The sequence below is a fragment of the Prolixibacteraceae bacterium genome, assembly GCA_019856515.1.
Lineage (GTDB): Bacteria > Bacteroidota > Bacteroidia > Bacteroidales > Prolixibacteraceae > Halosquirtibacter > Halosquirtibacter xylanolyticus.
This window is the reverse complement of the sequence record CP082230.1, coordinates 2586550-2607198: the sequence shown is the minus strand read 5'-3', so window position 1 is coordinate 2607198 and position 20649 is coordinate 2586550. Positions and strand designations below refer to the sequence as shown.

The 20649-nt window shown below is 37.1% G+C and carries 12 protein-coding genes; 3 read left to right on the top strand and 9 right to left on the bottom strand.

The window, feature by feature from the left end:
- Positions 1-306: 306 nt before the first annotated feature.
- Together lon and K5X82_09210 are read left to right on the top strand one after the other, a co-directional pair.
- Positions 307-2709, top strand: a complete 2403-nt coding sequence (gene lon / locus K5X82_09215) for an endopeptidase La (protein QZT35539.1) — start codon at positions 307-309, stop codon at positions 2707-2709.
- A gap of 438 nt (positions 2710-3147) precedes the next feature.
- On the top strand, positions 3148-4179 hold the full coding sequence (locus K5X82_09210) for a formylglycine-generating enzyme family protein (GenBank protein ID QZT39107.1): 1032 nt from the start codon (positions 3148-3150) through the stop codon (positions 4177-4179).
- Positions 4180-4766: 587 nt separating this feature from the next.
- Here K5X82_09210 and K5X82_09205 read toward each other — a convergent pair.
- From K5X82_09205 to K5X82_09195, 3 genes are all read right to left on the bottom strand, one after another.
- Positions 4767-7703, bottom strand: a complete 2937-nt coding sequence (locus tag K5X82_09205; GenBank protein QZT35538.1) for a hypothetical protein — start codon at positions 7701-7703, stop codon at positions 4767-4769.
- A gap of 218 nt (positions 7704-7921) precedes the next feature.
- On the bottom strand, positions 7922-10915 hold the full coding sequence (locus K5X82_09200; GenBank protein QZT35537.1) for a hypothetical protein: 2994 nt from the start codon (positions 10913-10915) through the stop codon (positions 7922-7924).
- 888 nt (positions 10916-11803) lie between these two features.
- Entirely contained in the window at positions 11804-13546 is a 1743-nt protein-coding gene (locus tag K5X82_09195) for a PAS domain-containing protein (protein ID QZT35536.1), read from the bottom strand.
- 344 nt (positions 13547-13890) lie between these two features.
- Between K5X82_09195 and K5X82_09190 the strand changes: the two genes are divergently transcribed.
- Positions 13891-16359, top strand: a complete 2469-nt coding sequence (locus K5X82_09190; protein QZT39058.1) for a hypothetical protein — start codon at positions 13891-13893, stop codon at positions 16357-16359.
- Between the two features lie 237 nt (positions 16360-16596).
- Here K5X82_09190 and K5X82_09185 read toward each other — a convergent pair whose 3' ends face one another.
- The 6 genes from K5X82_09185 to K5X82_09160 form a co-directional block, all read right to left on the bottom strand.
- Entirely contained in the window at positions 16597-17694 is a 1098-nt protein-coding gene (locus tag K5X82_09185) for a hypothetical protein (protein ID QZT39057.1), read from the bottom strand.
- 27 nt (positions 17695-17721) lie between these two features.
- Entirely contained in the window at positions 17722-18342 is a 621-nt protein-coding gene (locus K5X82_09180) for a hypothetical protein (protein ID QZT39056.1), read from the bottom strand.
- Between the two features lie 357 nt (positions 18343-18699).
- Positions 18700-19311, bottom strand: a complete 612-nt coding sequence (locus tag K5X82_09175; GenBank protein ID QZT39055.1) for a hypothetical protein — start codon at positions 19309-19311, stop codon at positions 18700-18702.
- 4 nt (positions 19312-19315) lie between these two features.
- A complete protein-coding gene (locus tag K5X82_09170; protein ID QZT39054.1) occupies positions 19316-19774 on the bottom strand; it encodes a hypothetical protein in 459 nt (152 codons plus the stop codon).
- Positions 19775-19841: 67 nt separating this feature from the next.
- Positions 19842-20213, bottom strand: a complete 372-nt coding sequence (locus K5X82_09165; protein QZT39053.1) for a hypothetical protein — start codon at positions 20211-20213, stop codon at positions 19842-19844.
- Positions 20214-20306: 93 nt separating this feature from the next.
- Positions 20307-20615: a hypothetical protein gene (locus K5X82_09160; GenBank protein ID QZT39052.1), complete on the bottom strand. Its 309-nt coding sequence runs from the start codon at positions 20613-20615 to the stop codon at positions 20307-20309.
- Positions 20616-20649 lie beyond the last annotated feature (34 nt).

Below are 20649 nucleotides of genomic sequence, written 5' to 3'. Positions count from 1 at the left end.
CTATGTGTAAAGAGATTTCTATAACTTAGGTATCAGTGTCTGTAGTTTAGTCTTGTCTAAACAACATATATTCGAAACAACTTATGTTCAATTTAATATAGAATCGTATTATTTCCATAATTTTACATACCTTCCCAAATTGCACCCACAAGTGGAAGTTTGGCACAACTATTGACCTGTTCATAATACCCAATTTTTAAGGGGGTTCATATAGACAATATGACATCTTTGTCATATTTGCAGATGGTTGAAAGACTGTTTGTCATGTAGTAATCTGAATAATAACAAAAATAATATATACCTAAGATGGGAGAAGACTATATACCTATCATCGCAGATGGAAACGAAGCTGATTTAGCTGCAGTTCCAATGCCTGATGCATTGCCTATATTGCCTTTACGCAACACTGTTCTATTTCCTGGTGTTGTGATGCCGATAACTGTAGGGCGTAAAAAGTCGCTAGAGTTAATTCGCGAGGCGTATGCTGATAATAGATTGATTGGTACTATCGCACAAAAGGAAGGGAAGATTGAGGATCCAACCAAGGAAGACATGTACCAAGTTGGTACCATGGCTGAGATTCTTAAGATCTTAGAGATGCCTGATGGTTCAACTTCAGTGGTAATCCAAGGTAAGAGACGATTCAAAGTATTGGATATTTTCCAAGAGGACCCTTATTTCCGTGCTTTAGTTGTACCTACGCCAGAAGATTTGCCTGACACTCACTCAAGAGAGTTTGATGCCGTTATCAGTACACTAAAAGAGCTTGCAGGTAAGATTGTTGCTGGAGGAGCTGATATTCCTGCAGAAGCACAATTTGCCTTAAAGAATATAGAGAACAGCACCTTCTTGATTAACTTCTTATGTAACAACTCCAACGTTACATGTGATGAACGTCAAGAGTTGTTAGAGTTAGATAGTATCCGTAGTCGTGGTGGTAAACTGATTACGCATCTAGTAAAAGAGGTACAGGTCATTGAGTTGAAGCAAGATATCCAAAACAAGGTGAAAACCGATATGGATCAGCAACAACGTGAATACCTTCTTCATCAACAGATGAAAACTATTCAAGATGAGCTCGGGGGCAATCCTTTAGAGCAAGAGATTGAAGAGTTTCGTGTGAGAGCCGATGAGAAGCAGTGGTCTAAGGAGATCGCTGAGATATTCTACAAGGAGCTGGATAAACTACAACGTTTGAATCCTGCTGCTGGAGAATACTCGGTCCAATCAGGCTATGTAGAGATGCTATTAGACCTTCCATGGGGTGAGTGTTCGGAAGACAACTTCAATATGGACCATGCTGAGGAAGTTTTGGATGCAGACCATTACGGATTAGAGAAGGTTAAAGATCGTATCCTTGAACACCTTGCTGTGTTAAAGTTAAAAGGGGACATGAAATCTCCTATTCTTTGTCTTTATGGCCCTCCTGGGGTCGGTAAAACCTCGCTTGGTAAGTCGATTGCAAAATCTCTTGATAGAGAATATGTAAGAATGAGCCTTGGTGGACTTCATGACGAGTCTGAAATTCGTGGACACCGTCGTACATATATAGGAGCCATGCCAGGTCGTATCATCCAAAATATAAAGAAAGCAGGTACTTCAAATCCTGTATTTATTCTGGATGAGATAGATAAAATATCTAATGATTTCCATGGTGACCCTGCTTCTGCACTACTTGAAGTGTTAGATCCAGAGCAAAATGCAACATTCCATGACAACTATTTAGATATCGATTATGATCTATCTAAGGTGATGTTTATTGCAACTGCAAACTCATTAAGCTCACTGCATCCAGCACTGAGAGATCGTATGGAGCTGATCGATGTGAGTGGTTATCTTGTGGAAGAGAAGATCGAGATAGCAAAACGTCATTTGCTTCCTCGTCAAATCGAAAATCACGGATTGAACACTGAAGATGTTCTGATAGATGACAAGGCTATTGAGGCAATTATTGATCGTTACACAAGAGAATCAGGTGTGCGTCTACTAGATAAGATGATGGCTAAACTATGTCGTCGTATTGCAAAGAAGGTCGCTTTTGGTAACGAGTATAATAAGGCGGTTAGTGTCGACGATCTAAAAGAGTATTTAGGTACATCTGTTTACACTAAAGAACTTTATGAAGGAAATGAGTATGCTGGTGTTGTAACAGGCTTAGCTTGGACTGCAGTTGGCGGTGAGATTCTTTATATCGAAACCAGTATCAACAAAGGAAATGGTAAGTTAACTCTTACAGGTAACCTTGGCGAAGTCATGAAAGAGTCTGCAATGATTGCAATGCAGTACTTGAGAGCACATGCTGAAGAGTTCGACATCGATCCTAAAATACTTGATAAGTGGAATGTCCATGTCCACGTACCTGAAGGAGCAATCCCTAAGGATGGACCATCAGCAGGTATCACTATGGCTACAGCTCTTGCTTCTAGCTTTACTCAACGTAAAGTGAAGAAGAACATTGCGATGACTGGTGAGATCACTTTGAGAGGTAAAGTACTCCCTGTTGGAGGTATCAAGGAGAAGATTCTTGCAGCAAAACGTTCTGGTGTTAAAGAGATTATCCTTTCTGAAGACAATAAAAAAGATATTGAAGATATCAAAGAGTTGTACATCCAGGGACTTAAATTCCACTATGTACGCAACATCTCTGATGTACTATCTGTCGCACTTTTAAAGTCTAAAGTCGATAATGCTATCTCATTCAAAGAGTAATTGATCGAATTGTTTTCTAATTATACCAATGCTATTTTGATATATCCTTAAAAGAGTATCTTAACTATTATATTGGTTTAATTATACACTATATTAAAGGTTGTAAGAAGCGTTGCTTTTTACAACCTTTTTTTGTCTTCTACAACACCTCATTTCCATGGGTGGATGCATGAGGGAGATCGAAAACTGAAATTGTTTTATAAATAAGCCTTAACGACAAACATTTCAGTCAAATTGGTGTTCCCTTGAATAGAATACTTAAAACTCTTTTATTTCACAATGAACGCATATATCAGAATCATCATAGGATCATTTTTAGTCATCGGTTTTCTTACCCAGTGTCGAACGAAAGAGGCTAAAAAAGCAGATGCACCGAAGGTAGCAAAAAAGGTAGAGTCTTGTTGTAGTGCCAAGAAGCCTGATCGATTTGGCTCAAATATGACGAATACCAATCAAAATGAGAAGATAGACAAATTCATTAATGCTGAAGGTGAAAAAGTAGACATAAGTCAGATGGTATATATACCTGAGGTTACCTATACAATGGGAGCCCGTGATATTAAATTTGCTCGTGCTGATGAATACCCTACACACCAAGTAAAACTGGATGCCTATTATATAGATAAGCATCTAGTAACCAACGCGGAATATGCAGCTTTTGTGGAGGCTACAGGGTATGTGACTACAGCCGAAAAGGCTCCAACATGGGAAGAGCTAAAACAATATGCTCCTCCTGGAACCCCCAAACCAGCTGATTCACTATTGATCGCAGCCTCATTGGTCTTTACCCCTCCTAACCACCCTGTTTCGTTTAATGATGCAACCATATGGTGGTCATGGCGAGGTGGTGCTAGCTGGAGACATCCACAAGGTCCCAATAGTGATATTAAAGGCAAAGAGAATCATCCTGTAGTACAGGTTTCATGGTTTGATGCCATGGCCTATGCAAAGTGGGCTGGTAAACGTCTTATTACCGAAGCCGAATGGGAATATGCCGCTCGTGGTGGTCATGAAGACTATATCTACTCGTGGGGAAACCAACGAATTAATGAAGGAATGCCTAAAGCCAACTCTTGGGATGGTGCATTCCCTTATCGTAACGACCTGAAAGATGGCTTCTACGATACTTCTCCCGTGGATCAATATCCTCCTAACGGTTTCGGCCTTCTCGATATGGCAGGTAATGTATGGGAGTGGACCAACGACTGGTATCGAAATGATTATTACCAAACCTGCAAAGGCCAAGGAGTCATGCACAACCCCAAAGGAGTATCACGAGAAGCATCTTTTGATCCCAACGAGCCTGGAGTGCCTAAAAAAGCACAGCGAGGTGGTTCTTACTTATGTAATGATAGTTATTGTTCTGGTTATCGTTCGGCATCACGAATGAAATCATCGCCTGATAGTGGAATGCCACATCTAGGGTTTCGATGTGCTGTTTCAGCTTCATCGATGAAACAGCTTGATTGATTATATATTTCTACGTATTATTTTCACCTCGCTTCATATTTTATTGGAGCGAGGTTTCTTTTTCCATATAGACAAGGAGATCTTTCTGAGATATAATAATGGCATCGAATCCTAATGAGATAACTACCATGCTCCCTACCATATACTAAGCTCCTTCGAGGCTCCTTCGACCTTCTCCCCTCTATTGTTCATATATTGCTCACATATTGGTCACATACTCCTCATCTTTCCTTCACATATTTTGTGGAGATAGCATAACCAATATATGATCAATGTATGTCTATTATGTGAGCAATAGTCGAAGGAGGGTATAAGGAGAGTGGGAACTGAGTGGTGTCAAGTAGCTGCTTGTCTATTTATTATCATGATCTTAAGTAGCTTCTTGTTTAATGTCAAAAGATTATTTACAAATGCTCTGCACCATCGGCTTGTGGTCTCTTCTAATGTCAAGTAACAATGTAAACATAAGGATATAGCCCATGCTATAATTTAATTGGTAATTCCCTATTGAAAGAACTACAGGTAGTACTTCCAATAGGGATTAAGAATCTTTGTTCTATGTAAGATATTCAATAATCTTGATAAGCCTAGAAGCTAAATCCTGATACAAATTCGATGAACATATCTCTATATCCATCTCTATACTCTTGCCCTCCATAACGAACACCGATAGGTATAAGCATCGAATTAAGCCATTGGGTATCTAAGTGTAGTTCGATTCCTCCAGAGTGATATCTCGAATAAGAGCTTTTAGAGGAGATATTACGAGTGAATTGGAGGTCATAGAATAAGTTTGCTCGGACTCTTTTGATGTAGAATATACCAGCAATACCAAAGTCAGGATAACAAATAGGGAGTTGATAGTTGGTCTGCAATGACATTCGTTGGTCGGTAAATATATTCTTTATTCCACGGGCTTCATAGAAGGTGGAAGTCTTCACTTGATAGAATCTTGACATGTCATTTTTTCCAAAAGCACCGTTTACAAAGAACCCATCGTTGGCCATAAGCCCTGGAAGATAAAGGGTGGTCTCCATATTCCACTGCGCATCGTCAACTAGATCTACCTCTTTTTGGTTTTGGTCCATCTCCAGAGTGTATCCCATATGAATTTTCGTACCGAACTTCGGTTGTAGGTTCATCCTTGCCATGTTTCTAGTCACATCAAAGTTGATGTCCGCTTTGTATTCTATCCCATGATCTTTGACCTCTGAAAGGACTTCTTTTAGTTCATTATTTTCATTTATTTTTCCTGTTGAGGGAGGAAAAATCATTGGAGGCGTGATCTTTTTGTATTTATATGTTCCGATGCCGAGTTGTAGGTTTGCCGAGATACCATAATTAGTTGTATTTGTTTGGAAGGGCTTAGACAACTGTAAACGAATACGATCGACAGTTGGGGCCAGGAGTGAATCTAGGTTTTTCCCATTAAAAACAGGGCCCCATTTCTTGTTGGATTCAGTGATACTTTCTCTTCCGGCTGTGACACCTATCTTTACAGGATATTTTCCATATTGGATCTTTGCTTGGTATTGGGTGACATCTGTAACGGTGTTATTAAGATAGTTTACTCCTATAGAAAGGTCCCCGAGAATATTATCTGCTTGTATCCCGAGTCCTGTTGTGTTGTTTACATTTACAGCTCCCCACGAGTGTAGCTTTATCCCGTTAAAGACTCTATTGTATGGTTCTGAACTGTATTTACGATTTGGGATATCATCCAGTATCACCTCCTCTTGTTCTCCTTTTACAATAGGAAATAGAGATACCTCTTTTAGGGTTGTGACTTCAACAGCAGATTTAGCAACATATGAGGCATCTATCTGCTTTAGTTTTGTTCCTTTAAAAGTGAAGTCTCCATAAATGACCAATTGGTTGGCTGGGATGTAAGTTGGGTCGTATGCACCCACTTCCACATTGGTAACTTGCGTGATGTTTCTATCGCCAGAGACTCCTACTTTGTAGATATTGTCTGTTCCAGAGTAGCTTGCTGAGAAGTATACGTCATTGGGTGTAATATTAAAATTGGAAATAGAATGGTTAGATGATGGCGTTAATTGGGTGTACGTATGGTCCTTCTTATCAGTGGAGATCGTTTGATGTATCAGTGCCATTTGGTTATTGAAACTACAAATATAAACCACTCCTTTCCCTCGGTTGTCCCATTTTGGGTAACTAGCTAAACCATCTTGGTATGTTTTCAGTGTGCTAAGTTTCTTTCCTGTTTTTGCATCTAGAACAACTAATTGACTCTTGCCTAGCGCGTCGTATTCACTTACGATAATTTGTGATCCATCAGGTGAAAAGGAAGGCGAGAAATACTTAGCCTTTTTTGTTAGCCTTTGGCTTCTTCTCTTTTGGGTGTCATAGATGTAAAGGTTACTATAACTTCGGTAGCGATAATTCGGATCGGTATCTACTTGCGACCATATAAAATTCCTTCCATCAAAATCAAACTGCTTGCTAGAGAGGTGGTTTATGTTTACACATCTTCTCTCTTTTCCTTTGGATATCTCAACAATCTGTGGCGTTTTGTTATAGGATGTTCTTAGTGCAAAAAGTTGGTTGTTCTTAAATATCATGTTATGGTAAGAGGTAACCGCTTTGGGCATTTTGCGAAGAACATTCTCTGATGGAGATATAGTTTTATGGGCTAACTCCTTCTTCCACTCTCTCTTCATATCACTATATGCTTTTCGATAGAGTTTAGAGGTAGAGAGACCCGTAACTTTCTTTGTGGAGCTAGAGAATGGATAGATGAGTCCATGAAGACTCGTTGTTTTACGTAAAATAGCAGCCCAACTATCTCCGACTTCTGTAATCTCCCTTCCTTCTCTTACCATGGCATAGCCTAATGGGTAGTGATTCGGAAGCATGTCTTTGTACGAACCATTGCGGGCTTTTTGATAGTTGTAATCAATGTCGTTCAATAGAAGCGCTTTCTGTTCGTTGTAGAAGGAAGGCAGATATCCACGACCTTGACCAGAAAGTATGGTTTCGCTCATTACCGCATCTCCTTCAAAGAACCAGTTTGGTACTAGTAAGTTCCCAAACACGGCTAAATTGGTATCACCACCCAATAAATAAGAGATAAACCCGATGTTTTCACTGATATTACTGTATTGTAGTGCGTGTCGGTATTCGTGAATGGACAAGGTGGTTGTCCAATCTAATGAACCTAGCATGTTTCGATCTTGAGGTGGTGTTAGATAGAATTCACTGCGAAAAGGGGCTAGCGCTACATATCCATTGGATTGAACCTGATTGGTTTGAAGTACAAGATCTATCTTTCTTCGATTATATCCAATGGATTGCGTCTGGTTTTGAAAGATATAGTTGATCGTGTTGGTCACATTTTGTGCTGTACTATCCATCCCTTCTGGATATATGACTTTAACTGCCCTCGTGTTTATAGACCTCCATTTAACGCTTGTTGGATGTCCTCCGTTACCATCAGGTAACTGAGCATATGTGGTGTGTAGTAGTCCTAAAAAGAGTAATAGTAAATTTATTTTCTGTCTCATGTTTGGTGTAACTGTTTAGTATTATATTCTATAGGTCTATATGTTGGTCTTAAAATTACACTTGTAGTAACAATAGTTAATATATGTGTGTATTGTTCTCTCTTCTAGATTTTGGTGTGACAGTATCGTATCTGTACTGAAAATATCACACCAAAGGCTAGAAATAAACAGAGGAGCCATTTAAGTGACTCCTCTACTGCTCTATTATATCGAGATAGTTAAAAACTGAATGAAGTAAAGAAACGATATCTCCAAGGAGATTTTTCTATTCGTAATATGTCGTCAGGTGCATAAGTGCATTGCCATCCTATCTCTACTGGCTTGGTATTGATCCATTGGGTGTCCAAAGATATTTCAATACCTGTGGAAGATCTATTTATCTTATTGATTGCTTTTGTCTCCGTATTGTATGTGTCAAATTTCTCCGCATCATAGAATATATTGGCTCTCACTCTTTTTAAATATGCAATACCTCCAAATCCCCAATCAGGATAACAGATTGGGAAACGATAGTTGCATTGAATACTTTGTCCTTCTGTTTGATAGATTTGATAAACCTGATTGTCTTTTGTGTATGACACATTATAGTAGTTATACCCTCTTGGTGTTTGATAGATTGGACTAAGGGTTCTAAGTTCGTTGCTGCTGTTTTCCATCGAAGTAAAGGTTACCTCTAAACCGTGGTTTGGAAAGAGTCCTGGAGCATATCCTCTAAGAAGTATATTCCATTGATTTCCTCCCACTTTATGTGGATCGTAGTCATTTTTTATACTGGTTGATAGGGTAATTTCAGCATTGGTCTGTGTATACCCTAGATATGCATGATAGCCCCATTTTGGAATGAGGTTCATCTGAGCCATATTGTGCATTCCACGCAACTGCAGTTCCAAACTATTTGTTGTCTCTTTTTGTATTGTTTTTTGAAATAAAGGTTCTCTAAATCTGACTGATGTAATATCTAGTTTTTCATTAAGTTTATTATAACCGAAGTTTGTTCCTATTTGAGCCAAGTGTTGAAAAGAGCTGCCATACCAGCGAACGGGTACAAAAAGATTCACCATATAGCTATCTTGATCTTTATTTAATGTTTGATCAAGAGTGATATTTTGTTTTTCAATTTCAATGTCTCCTTGCGATGTCTCTTTATCGTAGAGATATTTGTCGTATGTCAAACCTAATTTCACTGGCAGTGCTCCGTAAACGGAGTTAAGGTGTAGGTTGTTTCTATTCAATGAAAAATCTCTACCATAAGAGGTTTTGAAAGATAGATTGTTTAGGAAATCTGACACCTCAATGCCCAGGCTGTATGCGTCGTTTACATTGATATATCCCCATGTGTGTAGGGATAGATCGCGCCCTAACCCATTATACGATCGGTTGGGGTATCGTTCCTTATTTCCAATACTGTCAGGTAGAATATTATGCTCGTTTTTTCCTTTGGTGATAGGGAACATAGCTACATCCTTAAGACTCCCGACTTTGATATTGGATGCGACAACTTGGTTGTCATCACAATAGACTGCTTTGGTTCCCATATGCGTGAACTCGTTGTAATATATCCGATGTCTATTACGATCTATTGCAGGACTATACGCTCCCACTTTAGTTGTCGTTTTTTGAACAATGTTCTTACTTCCGTCTAAAGGAACACTATATAGATTATCTGTCCCATTGTAACTAGCTGAGAAGATAACCTCTTTATCGTCCACATCAAGCTGTGAGATGATATGGTTGGAAAGAGGAGTGAGTAGTGTCGTCTTTTCACTATTTACATCTTGCTTAATAATGGCTAATTGGTTGGCATAATTCGATATATATATAATACTATTTCCGTCTACACTCCATTTGGGATAACTTACGGGTGCTCCCATATATGGGTTGATCTCTTTTTGAACTAAGCCTGTGGAACTACTTAGTATCGCAATAGTTGACTCTTGTGTTGGAGAGAAAGAACTTACTGCGATATATTTCCCATTCGGAGAGAAGGAGGGGGAAAAGTATTTTGTCTTTTTTGTTAATGATTTGATGGATAGATCTTGGGTGTCAAATGTTTTGATGATACTGTAAGTGCGATTACTGTAGAATGGATCGATGGATGTTTCACTCCATACAATACGATTTTTGTGTACATCAAATTGGTTACTACTAATGTTTGCTACGCCTTTAATGTGTGTGCTTTCGTTATTCGAGATGGAAACAATAGATGGGGTCTCTGCATATGATGATCTTAAAGCATATACCTTATTGTTTCGAACTAGAATGTTTTCGTAGTTTGTAACGAATCTCTCTTTGGTATTCAAAACACTCGTCGAAGGAGTGAATGTATTTTCATTCCACCCTTTCATCCATTTGGAATACATCTCGTTTTGCACTGTTTTATATAGCGCAGGCGTCTTCAATGAAGTGTAGCGTTTGGTACTACTTGAGAAAGGGTAGATAAGACCATAAAGCCCCATGGTACTGCTCATTACATTCTTCCATACTTCACCATCTTGCGCCAATTCACGTCCCTTGCGAATCATGTTATATCCTAACTTGTAGTGGTTTGGCACCATGTCCTTATATGAACCATTTCGCGCTTTCTGGTAGTTGTAGTTTTTTCCTGCAAGTGCCAATGCTTTCTGTTCATTGAAGAAGCTTGGAATATAGCCACGTCCTTGATCGGTTAATACCGTTTCGCTCAATACAGCATCTCCTTCGAAATACCAATTGGGAACAAGATAGTATGCCATATTGCTTACCCCATTCTCTCCTGCGATGATGTAGGCTAATATACCCAACTTGTTTTCAATATTACTATATTGTAGTACGTGTCTATATTCGTGAATGGAAAGCAGAGTGGCCCAATCGATGTCTCCTAAGCTGTTTTTGTCTTGAGGCGGGGTTAAGTAAAACTCACTACGAAAAGGAGCAAGCCCTACATATCCATTGGATTGGGTTTGGTTGTTTTGGAGGATCAGATGAACTTTATTTCTTCTTGTCCCAACCGTAAAGTATTGCTGATCGTAAAGGTAGTTGATGTAGTTTGCTACTTTTTGTGCCTGTGCTTCGATCTCTTCAGGATAGATCACTTTGACCGCTTTGGTATCAATCTGTTTCCATGATGTGTTGAGAGGATGTCCTCCCGTCCCATCTTGTGCGGTACTATGGGTGGTAAAGGTGATACATATAATGAGTATCATCAAAAGATTTATGATGTAGCTACGTTTCATATTATTATGGTGCTTATGAATTGTTGATATTCGATATAAAAATATGAATAATTATGTGGATAACGTAAAACTTTAACTTACTAAGAACTTATATCAACTGAATGATGGGATGAGCTATAAAAACTTGCGGATACATTCTGTTTAGGCAAGGCCCAAAAATGGAAGCATCGCTTTCCCTACGGTGATATTCTTTAACGAAGAATAAACAATATAGAGCACAGGCATATCGCTCATTTTAGATTTAACTGTTATGATATGGTCCAAAATAGGTTGTCATCATTTAAACTAGGAGAGAATAGGAGAAGAATGGAGTAGCTTCATTGTCTCGTAAATAAAATATATTTGAGATTAATCTAATGGGTATTCTAGATCCACGATAGACTAGTTTGACTTCAAAGCCCCTTTCCCCTGCCTTTAGTATGCCTTTCCCCTGCATTCACATGGAAAATGTCCATATATTATTCGAGAATAGTCCATCATTTTAACCAAATCGATGGACCATTCTCGAAGCATTCCCGAAGCGTTCTCGAATCATTGCAGGGGAAAGGCAGGGGAAAGGGGCTTTGTATCCCCTGTCAGGTCAAGATCTGTTGTCGATTTGATAATATCAAATGTGATTTATGGAATCGTGTTTCACTGCTATTGGGTTAATTATAGCAGATATCTTCAAGGATTAACTCTATTGGTATCGAATGAAAAAGAACTTTTTGTGTCCGATAACTTTTATCATTCTCCAACATAGTTAGTGGTGAGAGTTCTTGATAGAGATGCGATATTTATATACAAAACAAGTATTTAATGATAAGGGATGTACATTATCTCATTGTCTTATGTTAATTCTATTTTGAAACAAAAGATTAATTGTTTCAAAATAGAATTGGTGTTTGCTTATAGGGTTTCGTTAATCTTGTTTTGTAGCTTTTCTATAAGCACATCGGTTTTGAATCCTCCTCTAGATGCAATCATCTCTAATGTGGCAATATTTCCCATGGTGTTGAACACTACAGGATTATTGAGTTTTTGGTATTTATTGCTTAGTGAAATGAGGTACTCCTTTAAAAATGGATGTTGTTTGAGTAAAGGAGCGATGATCATATCTTTATGTATCTGTTGATCCTTTGTAAGTGGTTTCTCTTCAGTACTTGGTTGGTTATTCCAAGACAATAGTTTTTGAGATCCTTGTAAACTTCGGATGTGCGTAGCATCTTGCATCATCTCAAGTACTCCTCTAAATTTACCGTCTTCATCTCTTACTGCATTGTAGATAATATAGATAAACTTTTCACCCATCTGTAGCCAAAACTCTGCCTGGTTCTGTGTTCCAGCTCGAAAAGCTTTGATAATCTCTTCAACGGTTTCTACACTCTCTCTTGGGTGACAGTTCTGTACTTCACGACCAATTACCCCAGCGCTTCTTGGAAAGACACGATGTTTGGTGTCGCTATAGAATTTTACAATATCATTTTCATCGACATAAGAGAGATCAATGGGTAAGTGTTTGAAAATTAGGTTTATCTGATTTAATGTTAGCTTACCCATACTTACATCCATCTCTTTGTTGGACTCTTCTGATGTAGTGGACATACCGTGTTTATTTAGTATTTTGACTAAATCAGACATAAATTCACTAGGGGCTGCTTGATTTATATCTGGTGTGGGCAGTCCAAATGATGGAGGAGGAGATATTAAACAGTAACCAATTTCATCATCACTTATTCTCATCTTGATGAATTCGTCTTCATTAATAAGTTTTAAGGCAGTAGGAAATAGAATGTCTTGTTCTTTTTGTAAAATATCTCTTACCAACTCAATGACATCTGGCTGTTTCTTAATGAACTCTTGATCTTTGCCCTCTTTTAAAAGTATATAGGATTCTTTTATGATATCCCTTACGTTGTTATCAAATGTCCACATAATCTTTGATGGTCGATCAAATCCTTTGGTTTCAAGAGTCGAAAAGAGTTGATTCTGTTTTCGACTGAAGTGAATGTTGATTTGAAGTAGTTTCTCATAACATATCAGCCATTCGTTTTTTATAAACTTGGAGGTTAGTTTTTGTTCAATACTATCCACTAAGTCATTCAAAGCTTTCGCCTCATTGATATAAGTTTGGATAGGATGTCCTTTGGGAAGAGTTGTACTGGTGGTTTGTAGTACATCTTTAAAAATATCAATGATATCATCCATTTCATTTGTCATCTTCTCATCTGAGATGCCAAAGTGAATCATATTTTGTTCTGTATAAGCAAACTCTTCAGGAGTAATATAGTCGAAGGTTTTATTGACCAACTCCTTTGCCTCTTGGTGGTTAAGTTCATGGTGAAATACTCTCTGTTTTAACTCATGTATCTTAGCGACCTTTTCCATATCTATATTCAGATAGGGTTTCATCTTATTGTTTGTGAGAGGATAGAACCATACATGAAACTCTTCATGTTCACGTTGTTCTGTGTATTTTCCATAGCCCCTTTTTTGCATTATATCATAGACTGGAAATGGTTCAAAATCTTTGACAATGTGTATTCCTTCTGCTTCGCTAAGGTTATTAACAGTGTTCAAAACACAGTTGATAAAACTTTCATTCTCACCTCTTCCATCTAATTCAATATAGACAATGTCTGGATAACTCATACCATCAAATTTTTGTTTGATTACAAAGAAAGGATATAATAAAAGAGTAAACTATCCCTAATTGTTGGGATTTTTATTGATAGATGGTTGAATTAAAGTATATGAAGGTGAGATGGAGTAGTTATTATCTAGTAAATTTTTGTGTGATGAAAAGGTTTAATAATGAAAATATTAATAGAATTGTTCTATTTGGGATATCTTAAGTTGTTGATATGCAATTTTCTGTGTGTTATTTGTTGAGGTGTTGGGTAACGATCGTTCAATATTCGATTTGAATTATACTTCCCTTGTTTGTGAATTTAAAAGAGCATATTTGGAATATAACTAATATCCCAGATTTAATCATGAAAAAGATTCAACTGATTTTAGTATTACTATTCTTATTATGTAGTGCTATAGTTTTTGGACAGACTTCAAACAAAAAAGAGAAAGGTGTTCAACATTTTAGAGATTTCTATACAACACATGTTTACAAAGGTTATCAATTAAAAAGAATTGCACCTTTAGAGAAGTGTCTTGAAGATCTTCAAAAAGATGGACATTTTGCAAGTTTAAAGAAATTAGAAGATAAAATTATATCAGAAAAGAGTTATTTGATTCCATCGCAAAAGAAACAATCCAAAGTTGGAACGTTGAATGCAAAAGCCTTTGGAATGATTTGGAAGATCTCTGAAGGAGTACGTTCTAATGAGTTTAGTAAGAGAGATCTTAAAAAGATATATCCAAAATTATATAGTGCAATATTGTTTTATGGAGGAATCGAAAGAGAAAGAGGTACTATCTCTACAGGTCGTTTCCACGCCAGTTGCTTTGCTATTCCTGTTGCTGCTGTAAACACCTATTTCGTTCTTATCGACCAGATGAATGCTGTAGAAAAAGGGAAAGAGAAGAGTAAAACCTTGGTGGCAGTAAATAAAATGTTGAAAGAGTTGAGTTTCCAATCATGGACACAACCATATCGAAATGATGAAACAGATAATAATGTAGTGAGTGTTGCTCGTTTTCGTGGCCATGTATGGTGGGTTGGTGGTAATGCCCTTGGCTATAGAGCTCTTCTGCCTACAGCTGCAGCAATGAGTTCGGCAGCAATGATTGATGTTCTTGCCGAAGTGTCTGGAAAAGCACTAAGTGTGGTAGCTCAAAACACTATTGATACAGACTTTTGGATAGAAGGTTTTACTGCCGATGGTGCAGGATGGGGCCATGGACGACAAAGTATTGTATGGGGGTATCCAATTGATGGTACATTGGCAGCTTTAGAGCTACTTTATCGCTTTCAAAAGACTCCATGGGAACAATCACTTAGTGAGAAGGGTAAGGATGCGATCTTTAACTATCTAAGAGGTAGTTCATGGTATTACTGTCGTGGTTTCTACCCTTATGGATTGGGTCGTGGAGGTATGCAATATTTTGGAGATAAGAAACAGGTGATTAAGTCTCAAAAGATCGCAAGCACTTTGTTAAGAAGCTGGAGAAGCTCTTTTAGTAAGAGTGAGATTAAAGAGTTAGAGTCTTTTGCTTCTCATGCAACGAAAAAGAGTATGGTTGCTACATTACCAAAAGATGGGACTTATCAAGGTGTAAGGTGGTTCTACAACAATGATGACTTAATTAAGAAGAATAAGGATTACTATATTTTTGTAAACATGTCTTCTGTGAGATCTGATGGTACAGAATCGGCTCCCAATATGGCTGATGCATACAACTTCTTTACAGATGTTGGATCTACTGTTCTATGGAAAAAAGGAGATGAATATACGCAAGCTATGGGAGCATGGGATATGAGTTCTATTCCTGGAACGACAGCACGACAAGGTATGTCTGCTTTGCATCCTATTACCAACTGGAGTGGCTACATAAGTCATAAGAACTTTGCAGGGGCTGCTACGGACCATTCAGGAGCTGCATTCGCTGGCTATGATTTAGAGTATATGAATGCGAAGAAGAGAGGTGAGAAGAATTTTAAAGATAGTAACAACCCAACCCTATATGATGTAGTGGCAAAGAAGTCGTACTTTATGTTTGGAGACTATATGTTAGCCTTGGGTAGTGGAATAGAGAATCAAAATAGCTCTTTAGACGGAAATATATGGACTACGATCGATCAAACATCATGGAAGAATAAAGCAAGTTTTTTTACTGTTGGTTCTGTTAATACAAGTGCATCCTCTAAAGTGAGTAACGGTTCTTTTAAATATAATTGGAAAAGCAATAAGGGAGAGTCTTTTGTAAGTGAACAGGTAGATGGATTTGCTTATAAGGTGATTGGCGATCAAACAACAGGAGAGGTTCGTTTGGATTGTGGTTCTAGAGCTACAGCGTGGAAAAAGATTAATGCAACCAATAAGAAAAAGCAGAATCTTCCAACAAAAGCAGATATCTTCCATTTGGTTATTGATCATGGTAAAGAGGTAAAGGATGGAACTTATGGCTACTTGGTTTATGCTGGAGAAAAGACAGGTAAAGATGCTTTTTCAAAGCAAGTGGTAGAAGTTATTTCAAATACGACATCATTACAGGCAGCACAGGATGCTCATCATACAGCTTTAGGTGCTGCATTCTATACAAAAGATGCAGTACTAAAGAGTGCTACACTTGAAATAAGTGTTTCCGATCAAGCGGTGGTGTTGTTATATGCAAAAGCAGGAGAGTTGTTTTTATCGTTGACAGATCCAACGATGGATAAAAATAAAGATGAAATATCCGTTGTTTTGGATGGAGAGTTTTCTGGAAAGCACTTCAATAAACAGAAGGTCACAGTTCAACTGCCTAAAGGTCATCAGAGTGGTGATTGTGTAATTACAAAGCTATAAAAACATAGAGTAATTTATCATTAAATACAGTTTGAGGAAAGAGGGACCTTCGATGGATACTTCTTTCCTTTTTTTTGTCTTAATGTGAATACGATCTTTATTTCATTTGGTATGGATAGATGAGCATCAGACCTACTGCCTGCTTATTACCCTTTTTCATCTATAGCTAGCGCCTTGTACTAGGCCATTTCTTGTAGCACCTTCAGTGCGTGTTGAAATTCCAAGTCGTTTAGGAGGTTAAAAGATCACTGTATGATATTGAGTTATTTTGTTCCACTGAAGATTGGTGTAGAATTCAGGGTAGTAGGTATTAGGATCAACAGGAATATAACAGTTGATGCCATGGGTGTTTTGGAGTGGTAGGATTTCTTGGAATTTCTCGGTATGGTCTTGATAGATAATAAAAGAAGATAGAGATATTTTCATTTGACGCGCTGCTTTTGTGCCAAAGTTTTTCTTTATCATATCTATTAGATCAAAGCAGTCGGCTTGTTTGTGTAGTTTCTGAACATTTGTTGCGTTGACTTTCGTGTTTGGATGGTTGGCAACAACTTTTTGCATGGCGAGTTGAACAGAAGGGATATGATTAAGATTGTACAGAGCAATGCTTGCCGATTGCATCTTCCGTTCTTTTTGTTTGTAATGATCGATATAGGTTTTACACACCTCTTTTAGTCGTTCTTCAACAGTAGGTTGTGTATTGAGAAGGATCGGCAGTATCTTTTTGTAGGGCATTCCTGTGGTTAATATATCCGTTGGAGATGCAATAAGATAATCGGTGGAGTTTTGTAGTTCTGAAGCCACCTCTACACCTCCCATCAAACAGGCATCGAAAAGAATATATTTAAATTTGGTTGGCAATGCCGTTGCCAGGTCATGGATCTCCATCGTAGATTGCTTGTCTACACCAAATGATTTGGTTTTGGGTTTCGGAGCAGGAAACCATGATGTGCCATGTGACCATAAGATCAATCCATACTGCTGGGATGGATATCTATCGATCACCTCTTTTAGTATTTGATGGAGGGTACGGCTATCTGCAGCGTTTTGATCAGGGTATTGCTTGACCACTTGTCGGTGGATAGCCGTGCCATTCTTCTTGTTTATCTCCATCAAATAGGAGTTTTTATCTCCCTTGTCCATAAAAACGATTACCTTTTGATCCTTCTTTATTCCTTCAACCATATCATATACATTTAACAGTGCATTGCCTTTTAGGTCATTATTCGCTGCCATATAGATCACTAACGTCTCGCTGGCTAGAGGTTTAAGGCGATCTGTTTGTTTGCAACTGAAGGATACCACAGCAAGGATAATAAATAGGAGCTGTTTCATAAATTAGATATAATCGTTTTGTATGAATTATTTCTTAGGATAATCCTTAGAGTAGATTATGGGCGTGTTTTTAGCAACTTTATATGCCTCTTTATCAATGTCAGTTGAGACTTTCTTAAACTTGACATATAGGTTGAGTAGTGTAAATCTCTTGTTTTTAAAGTCATAGAAATTTGCTTGGTATTCTGCTGACATAATACTATTATTATACTTTATATTATACCAATATCCATCGTTGTAGTTTAAGTTGTCAAGATCTAAAATTATTTTGTCGTATAGTACATATTTCTTGGCATTATATCGCCATAAAACATTTCTCGAAAATGTTTTACTTGATGCAACCCCATAAATTCGTGATCTCGGGAATTTAATGAAAAGTGTATTGGGAGTTACGATTGTGAATAGACTTGCGTTATTAATATTGGGATTTATTAGTCCATCCTCTTCGCTATTCATCATTTGTCCCAGAATATCATTGGACTCAATACCATCATTGTTGATATCAAATGTGTTCATGTTATTCGATTTTGCCTCAATCAGTTTATAAACACCTCTCATTTCCATAGGAAGATCTTCAGTTGCTGTTGTTAGATCTTCATTTTTGCATGAGTTTAATATCAGAAGAAGTAGAATGAAATATTTTGCCATAAGTGTTTTAATGTAATTAGTTTATGTTTTTTGTGCTCAAAGTAGTTTTTCTTCAATCTTACCTAGGCTTATTAGACACAGTGATGTGTTATAAGCTAAATCACCTCAGCTTTCATGATTTTCTGGTTTAAGCGACTCTTTTTCAATTTTTGCTATATTGTTTCAGTGATATTTAAATGAGGAGAAGTGGGATGGTAAGAAAAATATATCCCCCTTTTCTCCTCTGTTTGCAGCATAAGCATACCACAGTAAGGATGATAAATAGGAGCTGTTTCATAAATTAGATATAATCGTTTTGTATTATGTAATTAATAAAATAACCTTGTAGCTCTACCTGGAGCTACAAGGTTGTATGAATTATTTCTTAGGGTAATCCTTAGAGTAGATTATGGGCGTGTTTTTAGCAACCATAGAGGCTTTGTTTTGATCGTAAGTTAGTTTCTTTAGTTTAACATTGACTATAAGATTTGTAAATCGATCTTCCTTAAAGTCATAGAAGTCAGCTTGATATTTAGCTGAAATTACTCCATCTTTATACTTAACTTTGCTCCATGAACCATCATTGTAATTTACATTGTCAAGATCTAAAGTTATATTTCTATTAAGTACATATCTTTGTGCCGTATATCTCCATGTAAGGTCTCTGGTAAAACAAGTACTTTTTGCTGAACTGTATTTACTCGATCTCGGAAATTTTAGAAATATAGTATTTGATGTGACAACTGAAAATAATGCGGGTTTATTGATATTAATCGTGCAGTAACTGTTCGTAATCTGTCCAAGAATATCAACTGATTCAATACCGTCATTGTTGATGTCAATTGAATTATGACTTGTTTCTTCTGTTTTAGCTTCAATCAGTTTATAAAGACCTCTCATTTCCATGGGGAGGTCTTCCTTTGCAGTTGTTAGATCTTCTTTTTTACATGAGAAAAATATAGAAAGAAGTAAAATGTAATATTTTGTCATGTTTTTAGTTTCTTAAGTCAGGTTGAATTATCATAAACGTTGTATTCCCATTGAAAACAGGTTCTACTGGATAGTGATTCTCAACAACTGGTCTTTTTTTTGTAATCAGTGGATGATGGTATTTCATATCTCCTTTTGCAATTACGCCATCTGACTCTTTAATCGATATTTTTGTTTTTGTTTTAATCGCAGAACCATAATTGTTATTATAACCTCCTGAAAGATTAAAAGCTAGCTCTTTGACTTTAGCCGAAATTCCAGCTTTAAAATCCCAAGTTGTTTGGCAAGTAAATGTTGTTTGAACTTCAGTCTCAAATTTGTTATTGTTATAATCTTGCTCAATTAATACCCAAGCTACTGTTGTTGATTCTTTTGCAATATCCCATTCAAAAAGCCATATTCCATATTTCCCGTTTGGACTAAACGATTTTGATGTAATTCGGTTCTTATCTTTCGTCCTCATTTGATAATTGTTTTCACTATGATTAAACCATGTTGGAATTATTCTATCGTTAGAAACTGTAATAATATCAAATAGATCTTTTATATGCTTCAATCAATCTAGAGTGTATACGTTTTCCTGAAAGATAATCTAAAGTGTCTACTCCTCTTGAAACATTCTGTTCTCTCCATTCAGACCATTTCGTAGATTTCGAATTGTTATAATTAGGATTGTATGAATTTTTTGCAAATTCGTATTTTGCTTCGGCAGATTTTGTAGCAGGAGTCTTTAGAACCATTCTTTCATTGTTCTTGACTACAAGTAATGGAAATCTTGGGATCTCATTTCCTCCAATGTAGTAAACTTCTTCCCCATTACCATAAACGGTGTTTTCAGTGTTTCCAGCTTCTGATACGATAACAATGCGGTTATTTGAAATATCCCATTTCTCTGCACTCATTCCACCTGCAATTTCAAGATTTGGAAGTAGAATGTTAATAAGCGGAGCATTTTTTCAATTTGATCCAATGTGTTTGCATCCTCTGCATATACATCAAGAGCTTGTTTGAAAGTGAGTTCTTCTTTGACTTATTGATTCTTTTACTTTCCCATAAAGAATATCATAGTCATTATCGAACTGTTTTAGTGATTCTCTTTGAATAAAGCCTCGAACAGTTTCGTCGTTATAGACTGCCTTTGAAAGAATCTTAGCGAATTTTGATTGTGCTTCGCCTTGTGAAATAGTAGGCAAGATTTCAAAAGCACTTGCATCTACTGCTTGTCTTGTTGGTTCTATCGCTTCTTGTTGGCACGACATCATACCTCCTACTAAAACAATAAGTGAAAATATAAGTTTTTTCATTGTAAAAATAGTTAAAATATTGTAGTGCTATATT